Origin of the sequence: Asaia sp. HumB, assembly GCF_030263835.1 — a bacterium.
In the GTDB taxonomy this organism is placed as follows: Bacteria; Pseudomonadota; Alphaproteobacteria; order Acetobacterales; family Acetobacteraceae; genus Asaia; species Asaia bogorensis.
Map to the genome: position 1 here is coordinate 798,641 of NZ_JARPML010000002.1, position 20,711 is coordinate 819,351.

Genomic DNA, 20,711 nt, shown 5'->3' on the forward strand with positions numbered 1-20,711 from the left:
AGGGGTTCTGTGCTTTCCCTCACGCAGAAATGAGACTGCGATTTCGACGCTGGCAAGGTTCATGCGTTTAAGATGAGGTTCTGCCCCCTCACCGGAGACCCTTCCATGTCCGAACGCAAGACCGTTTATCGCCCTTATCACCATCCTGCGGGTGGCTGGGGTGCGGTCAAGGCAACGGCCAAGGCCCTGCTGGAGCAGAGCGTGGTGGGCAAAGGATCGCGGGCGCTTCTGGCCATGAACCAGCCGGGCGGTTTCAAATGTCCGAGCTGTGCCTTTCCGGACCCCACGCGGCACAAGAAGATCGAGTTCTGCGAAAATGGTGTGAAGGGTCTGGCGGTCGAGGCCACCAAGCGACGCGTCACACGGGAGTTTTTTGCGCAGTACAGCGTCAGCGATCTTGCCGCACAGAGCGATTACTGGCTTGAGGAACAGGGCCGCCTGACAGAGCCCATGCGCTACGATGCCCAGACGGATCACTATGTTCCGTGCAGCTGGCCCGAAGCCTTCGCCCTGATAGGGAAGCATCTGCGGGGACTTGCCTCGCCACATCAGGCCGAATTCTACACCTCGGGACGAACCTCGAACGAGGCAGCGTTTCTGTATTCCGTCTTTGTCCGGGCCTATGGCACCAACAATTTCCCCGATTGCTCCAACATGTGCCATGAGCCGACAAGTCGCGGCCTTCCGGGTGCCATTGGCATTGGCAAGGGCACAGTGGTCATGGATGATTTCGACCATGCCGAGGCCATTTTCATTGTCGGGCAGAATACCGGCACCAATTCACCGCGCATGATGGGGCTTCTGGCCCATGCCCGCAAACGCAACGTGCCGATCGTTGTGGTCAATCCCATGCCGGAGCGATCGCTCATACGCTTTACTGAACCACAGGATGCCGTGCAGATGGCGACCGGGGGATCGACAGCGATTGCGACCGAATTTGTCCATATCCGGATCGGCGGTGATCTCGCTTTCTTCAAGGGCATGATGAAGGCATTGTTCGAGCGGGATCAAGCAGGCGAGAGCGTGCTGGATCATGACTTCATCACCACCCACACTGAAGGTTTCGAGGCCCTGCGCCAGGAGGTGATGCAGCAGGACTGGGCGGAAATCGAGCGTATTGCTGGTATCGAGAAGGCCCAGATCGAGCGCGCAGCCGACATCTATGCCCGGTCGAATGCCACGATCATCTGCTTTGGCATGGGCATTACCCAGCATCAGCAGGGTGCCCGCATGATCCAGCAGATTGCGGCCTTTCTCATGCTGCGGGGCAATTTTGGCAAGAAGGGCGCAGGAATTGCCCCGATCAGGGGCCATTCCAACGTTCAGGGCGATCGCACCGTCGGCATCGATGAAAAGCCAAGCCAGGTCTATCTCGACCTACTGCGCGATGTCTTTGGTTTCGAGCCTCCGCGGGATCATGGCCATCATGCTGTTGATTCGGTCGAGGCAATGCTTGCCGGCACGGCCCGCGTCTTTATCGGCATGGGCGGCAATTTCGTGCATGCCATCCCGGACACACCGCGCGCCTATGAGGCCATGCGCCGTCTGGACCTGACCGTGGGTATCGCGACCAAACTCAACAGAGGCCATATCGTCCACGGGCGCGATGCGCTCATCCTGCCGGTCGTGGCCCGCTCGGAGATCGACCGTCAGGCGACCGGCGAGCAGTTCGTGACGATCGAAGACGCCATGTCGAACGTCACCGCCTCGCGCGGCGTGCTCGAGCCCGCCAGCCCGGACCTGCTTTCGGAAGTCGCCATTGTCTGTGGCATGGCACAGGCCACTCTACCCGACAGCACCATCCCATGGGCATTGTTCCCGACCGACTACAGTCTGATCCGCGACAAAATTGCGGCGGTCTATCCCGACATCTATGCCGATTTCAACGCGCGCATACGCAACCCTCAAGGGTTTCATCTCGACATTCCACCGCGTCGTCGCGCGTGGAAAACCCCGACCGGCAAGGCGCAGTTCCTGCTCTTTCCGGGCCTCGCCGTCGATGATGCGGTCGATGATCCTGCCATGCTGCGTCTTTCCACCATACGCTCTCATGACCAGTTCAACACGACCATTTACAGCATGAATGATCGCTATCGGGGCATCTACAACACCCGCATGGTCGTGTTCATGAATGATGAGGACATGGAAGAGCGCGGCATTACGCAGGAAATGGTTGTCAGTCTGGAAACGATCTCGACAGACGGCATCCATCGCCGCGTGAACGGTCTCGTGGCAGTGGCCTATCCCATGCCGCGCGGCGCAATTGCGGGCTACTATCCCGAACTCAACCCCTTGCTGCCTCTCAACCATTTCGACGAGATCAGTGGCACACCCGCCGCCAAATCGATCCCGGTGCGTGTTTTCCTCAAGGGGGGGACGTCATGACGACGAGACCGGATAGTCTTGCAGCGGCCCATGTGCTGCGTCACGCCATCGAAATTGGCCCCGAGGGCGTTCAGGAGCGGATCGAGCTTGGCATTGCCGAAGAGATACCCCTCACCCTGATTTTCAATGAATTCCATGTTCATGCCGTCATGATGGTCACACCGCTTGATCTGCATGATTTCGTGCTCGGTTTCGTGCTTACCGAGAAGATCATTGCTGCGCCGAGCGATATGATCTCCTGCCATATCGAACGTCACGACGAACAGCTAACGGCGCATATACGCATCACCGGTGCCGATTTCAGCCGATTGATCCGTCGGGGGCAGCGCCTGCTGACCGGGGGCAGTTCGTGCGGGCTTTGCGGCGTGACCTCGCTTGACAATATTGCCACCGCAACACCGAGCCTTCCCGCGCATAGTATTCCGGTGTCATCCATACGTGCGGCGCTCAATGCCTTGCCAGACCAGCAGGTCCTGAACCAGCAGGTGCATATGGTGCATGCTGCGGCCTGGGCCTCGCCTGATGGCATTATCCATTACGTGCGGGAAGATGTCGGGCGCCATAACGCGCTGGACAAGCTGATCGGCATACTAAGCCAGTCACCAAGAGATCCGGGGCGAGGCTTTTGCCTGCTGACCAGCCGTTGCTCATACGAAATGGTTGAAAAAGCACTGACCCTGGGTATCTCGACACTGGTCGCGGTCTCCTCTCCAACCGATCGCGCCATCCAGATTGCCCGCAAGGCAGATATGACCCTGATCGGCAATGCGCGGCGAGACCGCTTCTCTGTATTCTGCGGCGGCCATCGCCTTGTCAGACCCGAAACTCTGGAAATGATGACCACATGATCCCTAATTCCTCACCAGCTTCACAGGAAATTTTCGGTTTCGAGCACGATTTTGCAGGATCGTTACGTTGCATACCGATGTGTGTGCGAATGAAGCTCGATCTGACAGGTATCAAACTAAGCCTGCGCCAATGGAGCCAGTTTCTTCCAGACGAACGTCGTGAATTGCTGGAACGCGCCTGTGTCACGCCAGACGAGCAGAGCCGCTATCACGCTCATCTTCTGTCCCTTATCGCGCAACGCTGTGATGCGCCACCCAAGCCCCTTCCGGCAAATGAGGATCATCTCTGGCGTGATAGCGCGGCGATTCCTGACTGTGTCCTTCAGCAGGCCGCTTCAGATGACGTCTCACCGCCAACACGCGAGGCATGGGGCTTGCTGACATCGCTGCAACGCTTCGCCTTGGTCAAGCTTGCCCGCTCAAGCCATGAAAACGAGAATTTTGTTCCAGCATTGCGTGAATTTGGGCTGTTGATGACTGAGTCCGCGTAATCACGCCTCAATCAGCGTTGTCAGAGCCAGCAGATCATCTGGCGTATTGACGTTGAAGAACGGGTCCGGCCCCTCATCATCGAAAGCGATTGGGGTCATATCGATACGTCGTGCAAAGCTCCAGACGGCCAACTGTCGGTGATCGCCCGATGCCACGCCCGCGCTCAGGTACTCATCTAACAGGGGTAGAGACGATACGGGCCACAACGCAACGAGAGGATGAAGGCGCCCTCGGCTCATGGCGCAACTTGGCGGCGCTTTCAGCCGTCTGACCAGATCGTTCGGGACGAACGCCGTATCTACCGGCACCGTCAATACGGCCGTCTCGCCAAGATCCTGTGCCCATTCAAGTGCCGCAAGCACACCGGAGAGAGGGCCTGCCCCGGTATGTCGATCCTGAAGCTGCGTCAGGTCGCGGCCATAGGCTGTTTCGCAATCGCGTCGTATCGAGAGCGCAACCGGACCGATTTGTGGCCGTAACCGGTCGAGGAGCTGATCGAGCAAAGCCCCCTTCCCGGCTGGAATGAGCGCTTTGTCACGATACCCCAACCGACTGCCTTGTCCCCCTGCCAGAATGACAGCGGGGGTCACGGACAGCGCCTGCTCAGCGTGGACCGCCAAGGGGAACAGGTTGCATGGGTCCGGGAGGTACTGGGTGTGGGCGATAATGATGCCTGTGCGAGCGTACAGGGGGTGGCGGCGGTGGCGGTGCCTGCACCTGCACGGGCCTAAACGGCGGCGGCGCCTCTCCACGGTTGTAATACGGCCCCTTGTAATTGTTGTTCAGCTGGGACGAATTCAGCTGCTCAATCATATTGTTGCCAGTCCCGTCCGCATAGCGGTGGGGTGCCGGGCCTTGCTGCGCGAACGCAAGCGAGGGAGCAGCAAGAGAGAGCGCCGAAAGGGCTACCCCCAGAGTACGCTTTGACCCGAAACGACGAATCATGGTGTCTTCCCTTTAATGACGAGCCCGTCCGAGACCGGCTTGCCGCGCTGCCAGACCTGAGAAATCAGGTCGATATCAGATATGGTGCGGTCTGGCTCGCCGTCAATGACGAGAAAATCAGCTCGTTTCCCGACAGCCAAGACGCCGCGATCCTGCAGCCCCAGAAGAGCCGCTGCTTTCTGCGTCGCCAGATTGATAGCCTGCAACGGTGTAAGGCCTGACTCCGTCAGCAGGACAAGCTCGCGATGCTCGGCGTAGCCAGGCAGGCGAAGCGGCGTCGCCCCGGAGTCAGTCCCGAACCCGATCTTTGCGCCGGCACGATAAAGGGCGAGAACATTGCGTTCGTTCATTGCCAATGCGGCGCGTGCGGCGCTGACCGAAGGCTTCGCCAGACTGTCCTTGCGCCATTGCTCATCGGCGACACTGTCGCGAAGGGCTGGTGACATGGCATCATGTGCCACAGGCTGCCCCAGTGTTTCCGGATGCTCGGCAAAATAATAAGTCGACTCATCCAGCGACAATGTCGGGATATACCAGGCTCCGGTGGATCTGATCTGGTCGATGAAGCTCTGATCGACCGGCTTGTCCCGCACACCATGCGCCAGAATATCGGCCCCATGCTGCAAGGCCGTTCGGGCGAGGTCCAGATCGTGAATATGGACCGCCACGCGCAGATGACGCCGGTGAGCCTCCTTGATAGCCGCATCCCAGACAGGCGCACCGAGCAGCGGCAAGGGCGGTTTGCCCGGATTGGTCAGGCGCAGATCATCGAGCCAGATCTTGACAAAATCCGTCCCTTCATCGGCCATCCGGTCTACTGCCTGTCGTGCCTGTTGCGGGGTGGACGGGCGGAAAATCTGGTCACGCCCCATGCCGTCGATCATGGCTTCGGGCGGCATCCCGGCAGGCGCACCGATACCCTGATCGACACCGAAAAGGTCAGCCCCCTCATTGGCCCCTTCATGCTGCTCATGACGCAGCTGATCGAACAGGGGAGATTTGTTCAACCCGAGCGCCGTTATGGTCAGGACCCCGTAGCGCACATACTGGTTGAGCGCTGCCAGGATATTGGCGCGCGTATAATTGGCCGAAGCTGCACTCATCCCGTCCACCAGCCCGACATGACTGTGGTCACTGATCAACGCGGGCATGATTGTCTTGCCCTGAAGGTCGATGATCCTGACCCCCGCAGGCGGTGTCGTGGCCAGGCCTATGATCTGGCCATGATCGACCACCATCGCGAGATCTGTGCGTGCCGGTGCGCCTGTGCCATCGACAACACGCGCGTGGATCAGCGCAACCGGCTCGGCTCGTGCCGGTTGGCCGCTAGCAAACGACACACCGAGCGCTGCAATAAGGGAAACCGCTGGGACCGCGAGCCTACTGCGCTTGACCGGTGATAGCGGGGCCTGACCGGAATATCGCATGAAAGCTCCTTTATCGCCCTCATAGACCCGCCACGCCGCGACAATCCGGGTGGCATACAGGCCATTTGAAGCCACCTCCCGAACGCGGCAGAACGGCACAGGATCCATCGTCCGTGCAAACGATATCGCATCTGTGAAGACTTGTTGTCGCTCCAAAAGAAACGGAGCGCCCGCGCATCAGTTAAGCAGCGGTATGATGGTCGCCCGGAAGCTCAAAAATGACGGGCATGACAGTAAAACAGGAGCGTTGCATGTCACTTACGCCGCAGGTCAAAGCGATTCTTGCCAATTACGAGTCAGATAATCCCGGCACCAAGGCCAATCTTGTCCGTCTGATGAACACGGGTGTGCTGGCTGGCACCGGCAAACTTGTCATTCTGCCCGTCGATCAGGGGTTTGAGCACGGACCTGCCCGCTCCTTTGCGGCGAACCCTCCGGCCTATGACTCGCATTATCATTTCTCGCTGGCAATCGAAGCCGGACTGAATGCCTTCGCCGCTCCCCTCGGGATGCTTGAGGCTGGTGCTTCGACCTTTGCCGGTCAGCTGCCGCTTATCCTCAAATGCAACAGCTCGAACTCGCTGTCCACCGAGAAGAACCAGGCCGTCACCGGCACGGTTGCCGACGCCCTGCGGCTGGGCTGCTCGGCCATCGGCTTCACCATCTATCCCGGCAGCGAATACTGCTTCGATCAGATGAACGAGCTGCGTGAACTGGCCCAGGAGGCCAAGGCCGCGGGTCTTGTTGTCATCGTCTGGAGCTACCCACGCGGCCCGATGCTCGACAAGGCCGGAGAGACCGCCATCGATATCTGCGCCTATGCCGCGCATATGGCCGCTGAATGTGGAGCGCACATCATCAAAGTCAAACCGCCGACAGACGCGCTTTCCCTGCCGGCCGCCAAAAAGGTCTATCTCGATCAGAAGATCGACATCTCGACCATGGAGGCCCGTGTACGCCACGTTGTGCAGTCAACCTTCGCCGGGCGCCGCATCGTGATCTTCTCGGGCGGTGAACATGAGAGCACCGAGGCCCTGCTGGATACCATCCGTGGCATCCATGCTGGCGGCGGGTTCGGCTCGATCATCGGCCGCAACACGTTCCAGCGCCCACGTGAGGAGGCTCTGTCGCTCCTCTCGACCATCACGGGCATTTTCAGAAGCTAAGGCGGATTGATCCGATCAAGGCACCGCTCCCCTTCAGGATTGTCTGAAGGGCAGCGGCTCTGGTTTATCCTTTCCATCGCCCCCCTCACAGGACGCGATTGCGTTCAGGCCTGCCCCGCAGCCTTGTAGGCCTCGATGACCTCTTCTGGCGCCCCATCCATCCTGATGCGTCCGCCCTCCATCCAGATGATGCGCGTGCACCACTTCTGCAGGATGGGCAGGGAATGCGAGGTGACTACGAGGATGCGGACATATTCGATCAGACGGCTCAGCCTGTCGCGGGCCTTTTCCTGAAAATGACTATCCCCTGCCATGAACCACTCATCCATGAGCAGGATCTCGGGGCGTGGCGAGGTCGCCAGACCAAAGCCCAGACGAATAGCCATACCTGAGGAATAGTGCCTGACAGGAAGATCCAGAAAAGCGCCCAGTTCCGCAAAAGCCTCTACATCTGTTTCGAGAAGCTTCGCTTCCTGCTCGTTCATCCCGAGAATGCGAGCATAGAGGCGAATATTCTCCCGCCCGGTCAGCTCGGTATTCATCCCGGCCTGAGGGCTGAGGAGCGAGTGAACCTCACCCTGCACGTCAAAATGGCCACTTGACGACTCATAGATCCCGGCCAGAGCCCTTAGCAAGGTGGACTTGCCAGCGCCGTTATGGCCAATCAAGCCGACACGTTCACCTGTGCTGATCGAGAGCGTGATTGTGTCAAGCGCCACGACGATGGTCGTATCGTCCTGACTGACGATACTGCCGCCCACCGCCTGCCTGTTCTGGATCTTCTGCCGAACACCCTTGAACAGGCTCTTCTTGAACGACCGTGCGCTCCCATGAAACATGGGATAAATCAGGGAGTAATCCCGAAGGGTAATGGAGGCCATCGTCTTTACACCCAGAACGCAAGGCGCTCACGGGTTCTGACAAAGGTCAGAAAGCCCAGTACGCACCATACGAGACTGACACAACAGGAGACCGCGATGACGCTGAGGCTGGGTAAATGGCCCAGTATGGGCCCCCGAACCAGCTCCATCATGTCATAGAACGGGTTGAACACGAGATACCGGCCACGTGGGCCAAGCTGGGCTGGTTGCCAGATGATCGGTGTCACGTAGAAGGCAATCTGCATCAAGGCCCCGATCACGGAGGTGATATCACGGAACCGGGCGCAGAAAGGCCCTAGCAGCAGGCAGGCCGCATAACCGTTCAGCGCCCACAGAACGAGGCCCGGCAAGGCCGCAACGCTGATGATTCCCGGCCAGACACCATAGAGAACAAAGACGCCAATGGGGACAATGATACTGTGACCAAACACGATCAGGTTGCGCACCAGCAGCCTGATGGCATGAAGGGTGTAGGGCAGTTTCATTGCATGGATCGTCCCTTCCGCCTCAACGAAGCAGGTACAGGATTCCGTTAGCAGACTGGCGATCCCGACCTGCCAGAGCGCCATGGAAAGCGAGAGGTAGGGCAGATAATCGCGAAGCACCATATGGAAGAGGCGCGCATAGATCACACCCATCGAGGCGATCATGACAAGCGCAGAGAGCGTGAGCCAGAATGGCCCCAGTACCGAACCGCGATAACGCAGGCGAATATCAGTCCAGCCCAGCGTGGCGCCTAAGCGCCACATATGCAGCCCTGAGACGATATCATTCCATGCGAGGGCATAACGACTCTTGCTCATGTCTCTCCGGGGAGTGCTGACAGTCTCGTGTGGGACAGGCGCCTGAAAACACCCCAGGCACAGGACAATTCGCGTAGCTGATAAGGTTCTTTTCCGCAACCGGGACACAATGTTGCCAGCGAAATCACTCGCCACCCTATCATCTCGTGATTTTAGGCTTTCTTTCTCTTGATCGGCTCCGTAGTTTTGCCTCAATCCTGCCCCACATTACGGATCACGCTCGGTTGCATCAGGTGAAATCCATCATGGCTCCTCCCCGTCATTCGACTTTCCAGACCGGACAGCAAGAAGCCGGCCGGTCCCGTCTTGCGGGGGCACCGCCCAAACGTCTCCTGCTGATCACAGGAATGACAGCCCTGCTCTCCGCCTGCGCCAGCACCCCGCAGCGCCCTCAGGTACCGGTTGCACAGGAAGCCGCCCATTACCGCGAGCACGCCAAATCCTACTACGCTCCGCCCGGTCCGGCAGATGACCCATGGGGACCGTATATCGAGGAGGCATCGCAGCGTTTTGACGTCCCGAGCACCTGGATTCGCTCCGTCATGATGCAGGAATCGGGAGGCAGACTGTACGATCGCAACGGCCAGTTCACGACGTCGGCACCGGGTGCGATGGGGCTGATGCAGCTCATGCCGCCCACCTATGACGATATGCGCATGCAGTACAGCCTCGGCGATGACGCTTATGACCCGCATGACAACATCATGGCGGGCACAGCCTATATCCGGCAGATGTACGACATCTATGGCTCTCCGGGCTTCCTCGCTGCCTATAATGACGGTCCCGGCAGTCTCGACTCCTATCTTCGCCGGGGCCGCGCCCTGCCGCGCGAAACCCGCCGCTATGTTGCTCATGTCGGGCCGCAGATCGCAGGGATCTGGCCGCGCAATCGCTCGGCTGCCGATCTGCTGGTAGCCCAGCACGACCCCTCGGCGGCGACGATGGTGGCCCAGAATGACAGTGAAACGGCAACTGTCCGGGCAGCATGGCGACATCAGGCGCAGGCAGCCACTTACAGTGCCGACCAGCAGGACATGCAGGTGGCAGAAGCCCCTGCGCCCGCGTCGAACCGCGCTTCCGTCAGTTCGGCCTGGGCTGCACGCGGTATCGTGGCGACTCCCGCCCCGGTCCAGATGGCAAGCCTGACAAGTTCGGCATCGGATTCGTCCTCGGACTCGCCGACCGATAATGTGGCGCAGGCCTGGGCGGGACGGGCACCTGTACAGCCTATCCCGGTCGGACGGCGTCTTTCTGCCGAGCCGGTACTGGCTGTCATGACGCCGCGCCCCGCTCGCCAGACAGCCCCATCCCGCGCGGCTACGGCCATCACACCCAGCAACTGGGCTATTCAGGTGGGCGCCTATAATTCTGCCGTGCAGGCTACACGCGCCGTGGCTCAAGCCCAGAATCATGGCGGAACTTCGCTTTCCGGCGCGCGTAGTCAGGTTTCCACGGTGCAGTCGGGCCGGGCGCATCTGTATCGGGCGCGTCTGGTCAATCTCTCCCATGACAATGCCGTGGCCGCCTGCCGGAAGATGGGCCGCGACACACCCTGCGTCGTCGTCTCTCCGGGATCATCATTCTGACCCAGCTCCCTGTGGAGACATCATGAAACGCTGCTTTATCCCCGTTTCCGCCGCTCTCCTGTCACTCTCGTTAGCCGCGGCGGTCCCCTCGGCACATGCTGCGCTTAAGCAAGGGGGTGAAGCACCGGATTTCACGCTTCCCGCCACGCAGAATGGGCAGGAAACCAGCTTTACGCTGCACGACGCCCTCAAGAACGGCCCCGTGGTGCTTTACTTCTACCCGGCGGCCTTCACCAAGGGCTGCACGGCCGAGGCGCATGGTTTTGCGGACGCCATGCCCCAGTTCAAGGCGCTTGGCGCCAGTGTCATCGGCGTGTCGATGGACAACATCCACAAACTGGATGATTTCTCAGTCAGCCAGATCAAGGGACAGTTCCCCGTAGCGTCCGATACCGATGGCAAGGTCACGCGCCTGTATGATGCCAAGATGCCTATGCTCGATATTGCGCAGCGGATTACCTATGTGATCGCGCCTGAAGGGCAGATTATCGACACAATCAGCACGGACTCTCCGGGCAATCATGTCAGCAAGGCGCTGGCAGCGCTGAAGAGTTTCAAAGCTGATACCATGAAGAACCGCCGCAAATAGGGATTGGGCCACGCGCCGTGACGGGTGGCCACTTCATTCATGACTTCATCAGACAAGACCCACCATGTTGGTGCCTCACGTCCCCTGCGTCTTCAGGATGACGTGAAAAGCACCGCTCTCTACGATGGCCCCGGTGACTGCTACCGCTACCGCCTGCACAGGGTATGGGCGTCGGAAAAGCGCAGCATCATGTGGCTAATGATGAACCCGTCTGTTGCCACCGAGTATGGCGATGACCGGACCGTTGCCAAATGCCAGCGCTACGCCCGCGAGTGGGGGTATGGGGCGATGTTTGTCGGCAACAGCTTTGGCTATCGCTGCACGGACCAGAAGCGTCTGCTTGAAGTCGAGGACCCTGTGGGGCCAGGCAATAATGCGGCATTGCTCGATATGGCGCGGCAGGCCGACAAGGTGATACTGGCCTATGGCTCACCCACCCACCCTTCATTACGGGCACGCGGCAACCATGTCGCGCAGACCCTGCACGCCGCCGGGATCCCACTGTTCGTTCTAAGGCTGAGCAAGGGAGGCCGACCCGAGCACCCCCTCTACCTTCCGTCTGCCCTGACACCAGTCCGGCTGGACGAAGCCTTCTTCAAGGCGCTGGATGGTCAGCCCGCCCCTTGACGGGAAGGGTCGGGCGATCCGGCAGGCAGGGTACCGCGGCACCCTGCGCCGGTTGATAGCGAGAGACGATATCGGACCGCCTTACTTCTCGGTGATCTGATAGGTCAGCACGACATGGTTGTCGTGATTGGGCTGGGTGGCGACTGGCTGGATCTGCACGCCCAGATCATGCTTCTGATAGACCTTCTGGATAGCTTGCGTATCAGCGGTTGCGGCTTCTGCCGTCACAGTGGCACCGGGACGCAGCTTCGTCACAGCTTCAAGTTCGGCGGTCGGCACTTTCTTGTTGCCGACAAACTCGACCTTGTCGAGCACGAACGGCGCGGGGGCTGCGGCGGCCTGCGGTGCCTGCTCTTCGATCACGAGATAGAACTGCACCGTGTTTTTGACAAAGCGCTCCTTCTCGCTGAACTTGGCGCCCATGTTCTTGGCCTTGTAGAGATCCGCCACTTTCTGCACGCCTGCATCGAGCTGATCGCGCGTGACGGTATCACCCACATGATAGGGAAGTGCGGCCATGATTTCGTCAGTCGAGACGGCCTTGTTGCCCTCAACCTTGAGAATCTTGAGCGTCAGCGGTGCGTCGGCAGCCGGGGCACTGGCAGCCAATGCCGGTGAAACGAGCCCTGTGACGGGCAGGCAGGGCAGAGCTGCCGTACCGGCCATGAGAGCAAGACCGGCGAGAGCGAGACGGGAGTTCGGCTTCATGTTGTCGTCCTTCTGAACAGGGTCATTCTGAACGGCAGGATCATAGGCATCATGCGAAGCAATTGGCAAAACCCGAGCATGCGGTGCCATTCTGCTTCTCATCGTTCAGGGATATCAGGATGTTGGAAACAGGCCTGAAGCAGGTTGCCGGGTCAGCGCTCGACCTCTTACGCGCCGGAGGCGGCGTATCGAGAGCAAGGGGCGCTTGCAAGAAATGCCTGCTCTCAAAAGCATTAGAACGGCACGTATCGGCCTTGAACCTTTAGCTGGGAAACAGAGAAGCGCCTCTGCCGGGGAGTAGAAACGATACGCCGCGGCAAAGCATCAAATGCTCCTGCCGTCCCCTGCGACCTGCAAAACATGAGTACAGATGCGGGTCGAGGCGGCTCAGAGAGACCGCCCCGACCCAGGAAGACTAGCCTTCCATTTCGGCAGGCATGGCGGGGCGGGCATCAGGATTGGCGTGCAGTCCTGTCGCCAGAACATGCTCACGATCCCAGCGCTTCGCCAGCGGCAAGAGGCATACGAGAACACCTGTCAGGATCAACCCTGCCACGAACAAATCGCGGAAGAGAGGCACATAGAGTGCCGCCGCTGCAGCGCCCGTTGCCGGTGTACCTGTGGCCGCAGCGAAATTGGCAACCAGACTGCCGGCGTACATGGCCACGCCCCACAGCAGATAGAGCGACCCCATCATGAAGCCACTGCTTTCGGGCAAGGTGTAGCGAGCGATAATCGCCAGCCCCAGCGCCATGGTCAGAAGCTCGGCAATCGAGATCAGACCGTAACCCAGAACCATGACCCAAGCCGAAACCAGAGGCTGGGCATGAGAAGCGGCAATCCACCAGATGAGGAAGCCCAGCGTCACGAGGCCGAAGCCAAGCACCATCTTGTGCGCAAGGGACAGGTCGCGCCCCTGACGGGCCAGACGGTTATACAGCGCTGCCAGAACCGGGCTCGCCAGCATGATCCAGATCGGATTGAGCGCCTGAAACTGGCCAGCGCTGAGATGCACCAGGGTGACGCCACCGATACGAAGATCACCATCGACAGCACGCAGCGCAAAAAGCGTAAGCGATGTCATCATCTGCTGATAGAAAATCAGATAGGCCATGCTCTCCAGACAGAGCAGGAAAGTCAGGCGCAAACCCGGTCGGGCTGCATTACCCGAGCGCCAGTAGAGACGTCCCCACAGGAAGGCGATGGCCGCCGTGGCACACCAGACGCAGAGCCGTGCGATCCCGGGGCTGGCGATGATGCCTGTCAGCACAAGTACGGTCAGTACAAAGCCGCCAAACACGGTCAGAAACGGTTTCAACTGGAAAGGCCCCAGATCCAGCGCTGAGCCAGCGTGATGGATCCAGCGTCGACGCCAGAAATAATAGGCCAGCCCCACGACAAGCCCGCCTGAACAGGTCAGGAAGGCGCTTGCAGGTCCATAGCGATCCTGCAGCAGTGGGGTGATGAGCATTGAGACCGTCGAGCCCACATTGACCGACATGTAATAGATGGTGAACGCGGCATCGAGCGCGGCGTCGTCACCTTCATAGATGCGGCGTACCAGATTGGCCGCATTGGGCTTGAACAGGCCATTCCCTGCCGAGATCAGGGCCATTGCGAAGAACAGCAATGAGCGATGCTGGTCAGCAAGCGCAAGCGCCGCGTAACCGAAGACCAGCGCAAACGCACCCATCAGCATGGTGCGCCTCGGGCCGAGGATGCGATCGCCGGCATAGCCACCAAGAACCGGGGTAATGTAGGTAAGACCAACAAAGGCGGCGATCATGACATTGGCTGCCACGTCGCTCAGCCCCAGACGCTGAACCAGATAGAGCGTCAGTACGGCCTGCATGCCGTAATAGCCAAAACGTTCCCAGAGTTCGATCGCGAAGACGACCGAGAAGGCCTGTCGTCGCGTCGGAAGCTCTGTAAGAGAGGATGCGCTCATGAGGGGGGTCCGGGTCAAGAAATCAGATCAGTGGACCCGAGATATCACACTCCCCCGTGATGGAAAGACTAAAGTCCGGCCCAGATCCCCGAGATCCTCATGCCACCATAGCAGAAAACCACGAGCAATGCGGTGGAAAGAAGGGCGACAATGGCCCCCATCACCTCACGGGTGAAGATCAGCTTCCAGTCGAAAAAACCGGGCCTCGCCACCGTTATCAGGCCTCCTCAGCCTGCTGCGCGCGCTGCTCGGCAAAGAACGCTTCGAGCTTGGGATCGACGTCACCAATCCTGACCTGAAGGGTGACGTACAGGTTTCCTGCCTTGTGCTGGCCGTGCTCGGCGACACCACGGCCACCCAGCCGCAGCACCGTACCGGTATCGGAATGAGGAGGCACCTTCATGGTCACCTGCCCCTTGGGCGTCGGGATCACGATCTTGCCGCCAAGAATGGCTGTCTCCAGATCAACCGGCACATTTGCCCTGAGATCGCGGCCATCGCGGGTATAGATCGTGCTTGGCGTCACCGAGATCGTGATGAGCGCATCACCGGCAGGGGCATTCTCTCCCATACCGGCACCACCCTTGCCACTCAGGCGCAGGGTCTGACCGTCCTCGATTCCGGCAGGAATCTTGACCTCAACCGTTCCCGCCTCGGGCAAGGTCACTCGGCTCGTCGTGCCCAGCACGGAATCCTCAAACGAAACTGTCAGCGTATAGGATCGGTCTGCCCCGCGGCGCGTCCGACGACGCCCGCCAAATGGCCCCCCACCAAAATCGGCGCCGGTGCCACCGCCGCTGAACATATCCGAGAAAAAGGCCCCCAGATCTTCCTGATTGAACTGGTTACCGCCGCCATGGAAACCCTGGCCGTCACCAAAACCACCGCCACCGAAGGGCCCTCTCTCATTCCCCTCGGCATCGATTTCACCGCGATCAAAGCGCGCGCGCTTTTCCTTGTCGCCCAGAATGGCATAGGCGGCACCAACGGCCTTGAAGGCCTCCTCAGCCTTCTTGTTGTTCGGATTATGGTCCGGATGATGTTCCTTGGCGAGCTTGCGATAGGCGCTGCGGATCTCCTTATCCGTGGCGCTGCGCGTCAGGCCAAGCGCTGCATAAGGATCTTTCACGCCTGTTTCTCCTTGCTTTCCGTGAATACTACAGAATTCATGAGTTGTATATTGTGCCCATCATCGGCAATTCAAGTGAGCTAGCGCGAGAAGGCCTTTGCAAGGATACTTTGCTTTGCCGCATCGATGGGCAAGGCCGTATCGCGCATTGCCACACCCTGCCACCCTGCACCCATCGCCGTATAGAGCGCCACGGAATCGTGCAGCCTGGCCGTACGGGCCACTGCCTCACGGTCCTGAGCCCCCAGCAGGGTGCGCTGCGTCGTCAGGACATTCAGGTAATCGGTCAGACCCGCGGCATAGAGCCGCCGCGCCCTGTCCGCTGCCAGACCGCTATCGGTTGCTGCCTGGTGCAGCTGGGCGACATAATGGTCGTTATGCAGCCATGACGTCATGGCGTCCTCAACCTCGCGGAACGCATTGAGCACGGTCTTGCGATAGGTCAGACGGCTGGCCTCGGCCCGCGCACGGGCCTCGACCACCTGCGAGGTGAAACGCCCCCCGTGCATGACCGGCAGGGTTGCCAGCATCATGAATGACCAGCTCATCGCATTGACCTGAAACGCCTGATACATGGCGGAGGCATTCGGGTTGAATGTCAGGGGAATCGAGAATTTGGGGTAGAGCTGGGCCACGGCTACGCCGATGCGAGCCGTCGCTTCGGCATAGCCCCGCTCGGCGGCACGAATATCAGGGCGATTGGCCACGACGATCGAGGGCAATGTGGCCGGAAAGCGTGGCATGACTGGCAGGGAGGCTGTCCCATTGGGCAATGCCTCAAGCTCTGCCTTGAGATCGCCTGGCATATCGCCCAGCAGGACGCTTACCCCGTGGCTCAGCGTGTCGATCTGGGCCTTGAGAGGTTCGAGCGAGGCCAGCTCGCTATCGAGTTCGCTCTGCGCCTGCGCGGTCTGAAGCGTGTTGCCTATGCCCTCCAGATAAAGACGTTTGGTCAGATCGACCTCACTCTGGGCATTCTTGACGTTGGCCTGCGCGATCGAGAAACGCAGTTGCGCCCCCCGGAGCGAGATATAGGCGCGTACCAGATCCGAAAGCAGCGTCATCAGTGTGGCGCGTCGGTCCTCGATACTCACATCGATGGCGCGCTCGCTCGCCTCGACCTCGCGCCTGATGCGCCCGAACGCATCGATCTCCCAGCTAGCCTGGGCACCATAGGTCAGGACCGATGCCTCTGGCCGGTTCTGCGGATTGCCGGGTCTGATCGGCCAGTTGTCGATATTGATGGAATACCGGCTTGAGCCACCGCCTGCGTTGACATCAAGCTGCGGGTACCAGGCGGAGGCTGCCTCTTCACGCATGGCGCGACCGGCGATGATACGCTGGTCGGCAATGAGGAGGTCGTAATTGCCCTTGATGGCCTGAGCCACGAGGCGGTTGAGCAGCGGATCGTTATATTGCCCCCACCACTCCTTCATCTCGGCCTCAGTGCGGGCGATTTCCTCTGCGGTGGCCGCGTGATCGGTCTCGACGAAGCCATCTGGCAGTTTCATGCGGTCGGGCTTGTAGGCGGGCCCGACCGTGCATCCGGCAAGAAGCGAGGCAGCAAAAGTGAAGGCGCAAAGCCTGCGGGGGAGAGACATCATGATCAGAGATGGTTCTGCAGCCAGGTGGTCAGACGGCCCCGCTGCCCCTGTGGCGGGGTGCCTACCGTGACCGTACAGGTCATTCCGGCCGCCAGAATGACCTCGGGCGGCACGCGATCAAGATGGATACGCACGGGAATACGCTGCGCCAGACGGACCCAGGTGAAAATGGGATTCACATCCTGCAGTCCCAGCTTGTCCGGCGATCCGTTCTGGTCGTTGATACCCCGGGCAATAGAAACGACATGGGCCGGGATGATTTCGCGGTAGCCCATGAGCTTCACGCGGGCAACGTCGCCCACATGCACGCCCCACATCTTCGTTTCCTCGAAATAGGCGTTGATCCAGAAGCTGTCAGCATCGATGACCGCCATACGCGACTGCCCCTCATGCGCATAGTCACCCACGCGCAGATTGAGGTTGGTCACGTAACCTTCAACCGGCGAGTAGACGATGGAGCGTTGGAGGTTCAGCCTCGCCACATCGAGCGTGGCACGCGCTGCATTGACCGCATCCTCCTGCGTCTCGACATTGGAGTTGTAGATTTCCTGCTCTTCAGCCGAGACGATACCGCTCAATCCCATACGGCGCTTGGCATCGTTGCGACGCAGCTTCAGATCTTCCTCCGCGCTCGCCAGATGGGCCTCCGCCTCCTTGATCGCGAGGCGGAACCGCACCGGGTCGATCACGAAAAGCGGGTCCCCACGATGAACGAAATCATTATCGTGCACCGGCACACTCACCACGGTTCCCGACACTTCAGGCGCTGCATCGACCACATACACGCGAACGCGCCCATCACGCGTCCAAGGTGCGATCATGTAGGTTTCCCACAGCGTGTAACCCAGAAGTATCGTCACCCCGAGCACTGCGAATGTCAGAAAGACCCGGATCAGTGTACGAGCGAGCAACACGAAGGCATTTCCTTGTAAGAGGCCAGGTTATTCGGGGCGAGGAAGCAGGCAGTATGTACGGGAAAATGCCAGACCCCACAGGCGACATAATCCATTATGCGCCTCTGTGAGGCGGGCGGGGTGCCGCGCTGCCTCTCGACCTCACACATAGAGCACCATCAGGCAGAGCACGCAGACATAGAGCGCCACTTCGAACAAGGCGACATGCCAGAACCACTCGATGGCGCCTGTGCGCCAGAGGAGGAACCGGATGAAAAGCGTGACGGGGATAGCGGCAAGGGAATAAACGGCGATGGGAGATATGAACACGCCGAAAAGATCGAATTCCGCGAGCATCAGCCTCCCTCCTCCTTCCAGTATCAACCTTGCGGGATCAGAAGGGAGAGAGCCAAGCCCGAAAGCATAAGGTGCGGAATTTCCCGCAATGCTATCGGGGCGCAGACACCGGACGACCTGACCGAACCCGGATGAGCCCCGGACCTGACGCCTGAGGCAACTAACCGAAGGTCATAGGGGAAAGCCAGGTTCGCCGCCAGAAGGCAAACCTGAATTTTGCATTAGATTTGAGGCAACAAACCTCACAACGTGGTTAGCATGTTCAACGACGCGCAAAGATGTTGCGAAGCGCCTCAAAGATCTGCTTGCCCGTAAAGCGTCCCACAGGTCCGACAAGCAGCCCGAGAATGGTGGACAATGCAAGCGTCTGCTTGAACTCGATCATCTTGCGGTCGCGCCGCAATCTGGCCTCGAACTCAACCGGATCAGCTACGTTGCGCGTGCCGAGCAGGGCAAAGATGATGACAAAGAGCAGATCGAGACCCAGCACCGAACACGCTGAGGCGAAAGCCGAGAAGTGGAGCACGCTGAAAGCAAAGGCCCACAGGACAGCGTGGAATGACACAAGCGCGAACAGCCCGAAGATGGCAGCAATAATGAAGTAGGCCACGCGGCGGCCGATACGCATCGCGACGCGCTGCAGAACTTCGCCCTGAGCCTGAAGGGCTTCCTGCCCGACATCAATGACCTTCATGGAGATTCGCAAGCCTTTACGGTGTGGTCGTGCCAGTGCTGGACGTGCCAGAGGCGAACCCGCCAGAGATCAACCCGGGCAGGGTAGCCGCCGAACATCCAACCCTGAAACGGATTGGAACAGGAGGCCGCCTTGCCCGAGAGAGAAGACAGCCTATTTGGAGACACGTCCTGCAATAAAGCCAATGACGGCAGAAATCAAAACTGCAGCGATGGGGCGGGCGCGTACACGAGCCTCGGCATTGTGAAGCTGCACGTCAGTGATCTCTCGTGCATTGGCCACGGCCTGATCGGCCCGTCCGGCAACATCCAGCAGTGCGGGGTTGATACGATCCTTGAGCAGCTGCTCCAGCTGGTCCTTCAGGCTGTCGATCTGTTCCTGAGCCGATTTGCTGGCATTGTCGACAGACTTCTTGACGTCAGTTTTGCTCATGTCACAACTCCTCATACGGTCTGAACCGCATCTTATGGTTTCGGATATAACGTTCTGAGTTCGGGCGAGGTTTCATGTCAGGTTCATCGGGGGACAATCGGTCGCCCCTGTCGGTTCATTCGCTCGCGCTCACCCCGGGGGCCGACGGCTTTTCGCTCAACCTCGTGAAGGGCGAGGCTGTGAGCCTGCTTGCTGACCCCCCCGGAACACTGAGTCTCTTTTGCGATATCCTGGGCGGGTTTGTCGCACCTGCTGCCGGACGCGTGACGTTTGCAGGTCTGGACGCCAGCGATACCCTTCCGGGGCAGCGCCCTATCGTGCTCGTTTCCCGTCGCGAGCCTGCTTTTGGTCATCTTGGGGTCGCTGCCAATATCGCTTTCCCACTTCGTGTACGCGGCATGGCCGCCCATGAGATCCGTGCAAGCGTGAGCCATTTTCTCGCTCTGCTCGGTCTCGATGGCTTTGCCTCGGCACGCGCCGACACGCTGCCACCGGAATATGATGTCAGGCTCAGACTGGCGCGCGCGCTCGCGTGCAACCCGTCTGTGCTGGTGCTGGACGATGTCCTGTCCGGCCTCGATCTGCGTGCGATTGGCCGGACACGGCAATTGATCGCGAAGCTTCACAAGGCTCTCGGACTGACCTTGATCTACGCCGCCGATGATCGTGAGGACGCTGTATGGCTCGGGGGACGCATTGCCCTGTTCGATCGCGAAACCCTTGTTCAATGTGCCAGTGCCAGCACCCTGCTTGACCGCCCGGCAACCCCATGGGTGGCCTCCCTCTTTGCGGAAGCCAATCTGCTGACAGGTCGCGTTCTGTCGATTGAGGACGATATCGCCACGATTCATCTTGCCTGTGGCGGCGTGGTGGAAGCTCTGGCCGATGCCGATCTGGAAGATGACAGCCTTTGCGTGCTGTGCATCCGCCCCGATCGTATGACGCCTCTTTTCGCCGCATCCGGCGGGGATGAAGAAGGCCCCGCCCCTCTTGTTGCAACGCTCCAATCGGTACTGCATACCGGCGAACAGATGCGCCTGCGGCTACGCCTCTCTGACGGGGTGGAAATCGAAATGCGGCGCCCGCTCATCCAGTCGACGCGGCAGATGACCCCCGGCGCAACACTACAACTCGCATGGCAGGCCAGTCAGGCTGTGGCCTTTCCCATGAAAGACGATCTATAAGAGGCGTTCCGAT

General features: G+C 59.8%; 21 protein-coding genes. 8 read left to right on the top strand and 13 right to left on the bottom strand.

The window, feature by feature from the left end:
- Positions 1-105 precede the first annotated feature (105 nt).
- From P5689_RS04720 to P5689_RS04730, 3 genes are read left to right on the top strand one after another with little or no spacing between them, the layout of a single operon-like run.
- Positions 106-2,385 (top strand): FdhF/YdeP family oxidoreductase, encoded by a 2,280-nt coding sequence (locus tag P5689_RS04720; protein ID WP_023979991.1) that lies wholly within the window; start codon positions 106-108, stop codon positions 2,383-2,385.
- On the top strand, positions 2,382-3,233 hold the full coding sequence (gene fdhD, locus P5689_RS04725) for a formate dehydrogenase accessory sulfurtransferase FdhD (RefSeq protein ID WP_031241738.1): 852 nt from the start codon (positions 2,382-2,384) through the stop codon (positions 3,231-3,233). Before P5689_RS04720 ends, fdhD begins: the two co-directional genes overlap by 4 nt.
- Entirely contained in the window at positions 3,230-3,724 is a 495-nt protein-coding gene (locus P5689_RS04730) for a nitrate reductase associated protein (protein WP_031241740.1), read from the top strand. Before fdhD ends, P5689_RS04730 begins: the two co-directional genes overlap by 4 nt.
- On the opposite strand, the gene P5689_RS04735 is transcribed toward P5689_RS04730, so the two are convergent.
- Together P5689_RS04735 and P5689_RS04740 are read right to left on the bottom strand one after the other, a co-directional pair.
- On the bottom strand, positions 3,725-4,315 hold the full coding sequence (locus P5689_RS04735; protein WP_285532289.1) for a molybdenum cofactor guanylyltransferase: 591 nt from the start codon (positions 4,313-4,315) through the stop codon (positions 3,725-3,727).
- A gap of 351 nt (positions 4,316-4,666) precedes the next feature.
- Positions 4,667-6,097: an amidohydrolase family protein gene (locus P5689_RS04740; RefSeq protein ID WP_081866930.1), complete on the bottom strand. Its 1,431-nt coding sequence runs from the start codon at positions 6,095-6,097 to the stop codon at positions 4,667-4,669.
- 251 nt (positions 6,098-6,348) lie between these two features.
- On the opposite strand from P5689_RS04740, the gene P5689_RS04745 reads away from it, so the two are divergent.
- On the top strand, positions 6,349-7,263 hold the full coding sequence (locus P5689_RS04745; RefSeq protein WP_285532290.1) for a class I fructose-bisphosphate aldolase: 915 nt from the start codon (positions 6,349-6,351) through the stop codon (positions 7,261-7,263).
- Between the two features lie 104 nt (positions 7,264-7,367).
- On the opposite strand, the gene P5689_RS04750 is transcribed toward P5689_RS04745, so the two are convergent.
- Positions 7,368-8,144, bottom strand: coding sequence for an ABC transporter ATP-binding protein (locus P5689_RS04750; RefSeq protein ID WP_285532292.1), 777 nt, complete (start codon positions 8,142-8,144; stop codon positions 7,368-7,370).
- A 5-nt stretch (positions 8,145-8,149) separates the two neighbouring features.
- The gene (locus P5689_RS04755; protein WP_031241746.1) at positions 8,150-8,947 is read right to left on the bottom strand and encodes an ABC transporter permease; all 798 of its coding nucleotides are present in this window, start codon (positions 8,945-8,947) and stop codon (positions 8,150-8,152) included.
- A gap of 245 nt (positions 8,948-9,192) precedes the next feature.
- Between P5689_RS04755 and P5689_RS04760 the strand changes: the two genes are divergently transcribed.
- The 3 genes from P5689_RS04760 to P5689_RS04770 are packed head-to-tail and all read left to right on the top strand — an operon-like array spanning position 9,193 to position 11,749.
- Positions 9,193-10,533 (top strand): lytic transglycosylase domain-containing protein, encoded by a 1,341-nt coding sequence (locus P5689_RS04760; RefSeq protein ID WP_031241748.1) that lies wholly within the window; start codon positions 9,193-9,195, stop codon positions 10,531-10,533.
- Between the two features lie 22 nt (positions 10,534-10,555).
- On the top strand, positions 10,556-11,122 hold the full coding sequence (locus tag P5689_RS04765; RefSeq protein ID WP_023980000.1) for a peroxiredoxin: 567 nt from the start codon (positions 10,556-10,558) through the stop codon (positions 11,120-11,122).
- Between the two features lie 39 nt (positions 11,123-11,161).
- A complete protein-coding gene (locus P5689_RS04770) occupies positions 11,162-11,749 on the top strand; it encodes a DUF1643 domain-containing protein (protein ID WP_023980001.1) in 588 nt (195 codons plus the stop codon).
- A gap of 81 nt (positions 11,750-11,830) precedes the next feature.
- Here the strand turns inward: P5689_RS04770 and P5689_RS04775 are convergent, their stop codons facing one another.
- From P5689_RS04775 to P5689_RS04815, 9 genes are all read right to left on the bottom strand, one after another.
- On the bottom strand, positions 11,831-12,547 hold the full coding sequence (locus P5689_RS04775) for a POTRA domain-containing protein (protein WP_023980002.1): 717 nt from the start codon (positions 12,545-12,547) through the stop codon (positions 11,831-11,833).
- A 325-nt stretch (positions 12,548-12,872) separates the two neighbouring features.
- Positions 12,873-14,405 carry an oligopeptide:H+ symporter gene (locus tag P5689_RS04780; RefSeq protein ID WP_285532295.1) on the bottom strand — a complete coding sequence of 511 codons (1,533 nt, stop codon included), beginning with the start codon at positions 14,403-14,405 and terminating at the stop codon, positions 12,873-12,875.
- 68 nt (positions 14,406-14,473) lie between these two features.
- Positions 14,474-14,617: a hypothetical protein gene (locus P5689_RS04785; protein WP_023980004.1), complete on the bottom strand. Its 144-nt coding sequence runs from the start codon at positions 14,615-14,617 to the stop codon at positions 14,474-14,476.
- A 5-nt stretch (positions 14,618-14,622) separates the two neighbouring features.
- Entirely contained in the window at positions 14,623-15,534 is a 912-nt protein-coding gene (locus tag P5689_RS04790) for a DnaJ C-terminal domain-containing protein (RefSeq protein WP_285532296.1), read from the bottom strand.
- A gap of 80 nt (positions 15,535-15,614) precedes the next feature.
- On the bottom strand, positions 15,615-17,135 hold the full coding sequence (locus P5689_RS04795; protein WP_285533838.1) for an efflux transporter outer membrane subunit: 1,521 nt from the start codon (positions 17,133-17,135) through the stop codon (positions 15,615-15,617).
- Positions 17,136-17,140: 5 nt separating this feature from the next.
- Positions 17,141-18,052, bottom strand: a complete 912-nt coding sequence (locus P5689_RS04800; RefSeq protein WP_023980007.1) for an HlyD family secretion protein — start codon at positions 18,050-18,052, stop codon at positions 17,141-17,143.
- A 141-nt stretch (positions 18,053-18,193) separates the two neighbouring features.
- Positions 18,194-18,388, bottom strand: a complete 195-nt coding sequence (locus P5689_RS04805; RefSeq protein ID WP_285532299.1) for a DUF1656 domain-containing protein — start codon at positions 18,386-18,388, stop codon at positions 18,194-18,196.
- Between the two features lie 262 nt (positions 18,389-18,650).
- Positions 18,651-19,082: a hypothetical protein gene (locus P5689_RS04810; RefSeq protein ID WP_023980009.1), complete on the bottom strand. Its 432-nt coding sequence runs from the start codon at positions 19,080-19,082 to the stop codon at positions 18,651-18,653.
- Between the two features lie 153 nt (positions 19,083-19,235).
- Positions 19,236-19,514 carry a hypothetical protein gene (locus P5689_RS04815; protein ID WP_023980010.1) on the bottom strand — a complete coding sequence of 93 codons (279 nt, stop codon included), beginning with the start codon at positions 19,512-19,514 and terminating at the stop codon, positions 19,236-19,238.
- Between the two features lie 74 nt (positions 19,515-19,588).
- Here P5689_RS04815 and P5689_RS04820 point away from each other — a divergent pair, with 74 nt between their 5' ends.
- Positions 19,589-20,698, top strand: coding sequence for an ABC transporter ATP-binding protein (locus tag P5689_RS04820; RefSeq protein ID WP_285532302.1), 1,110 nt, complete (start codon positions 19,589-19,591; stop codon positions 20,696-20,698).
- Positions 20,699-20,711: the final 13 nt, after the last annotated feature.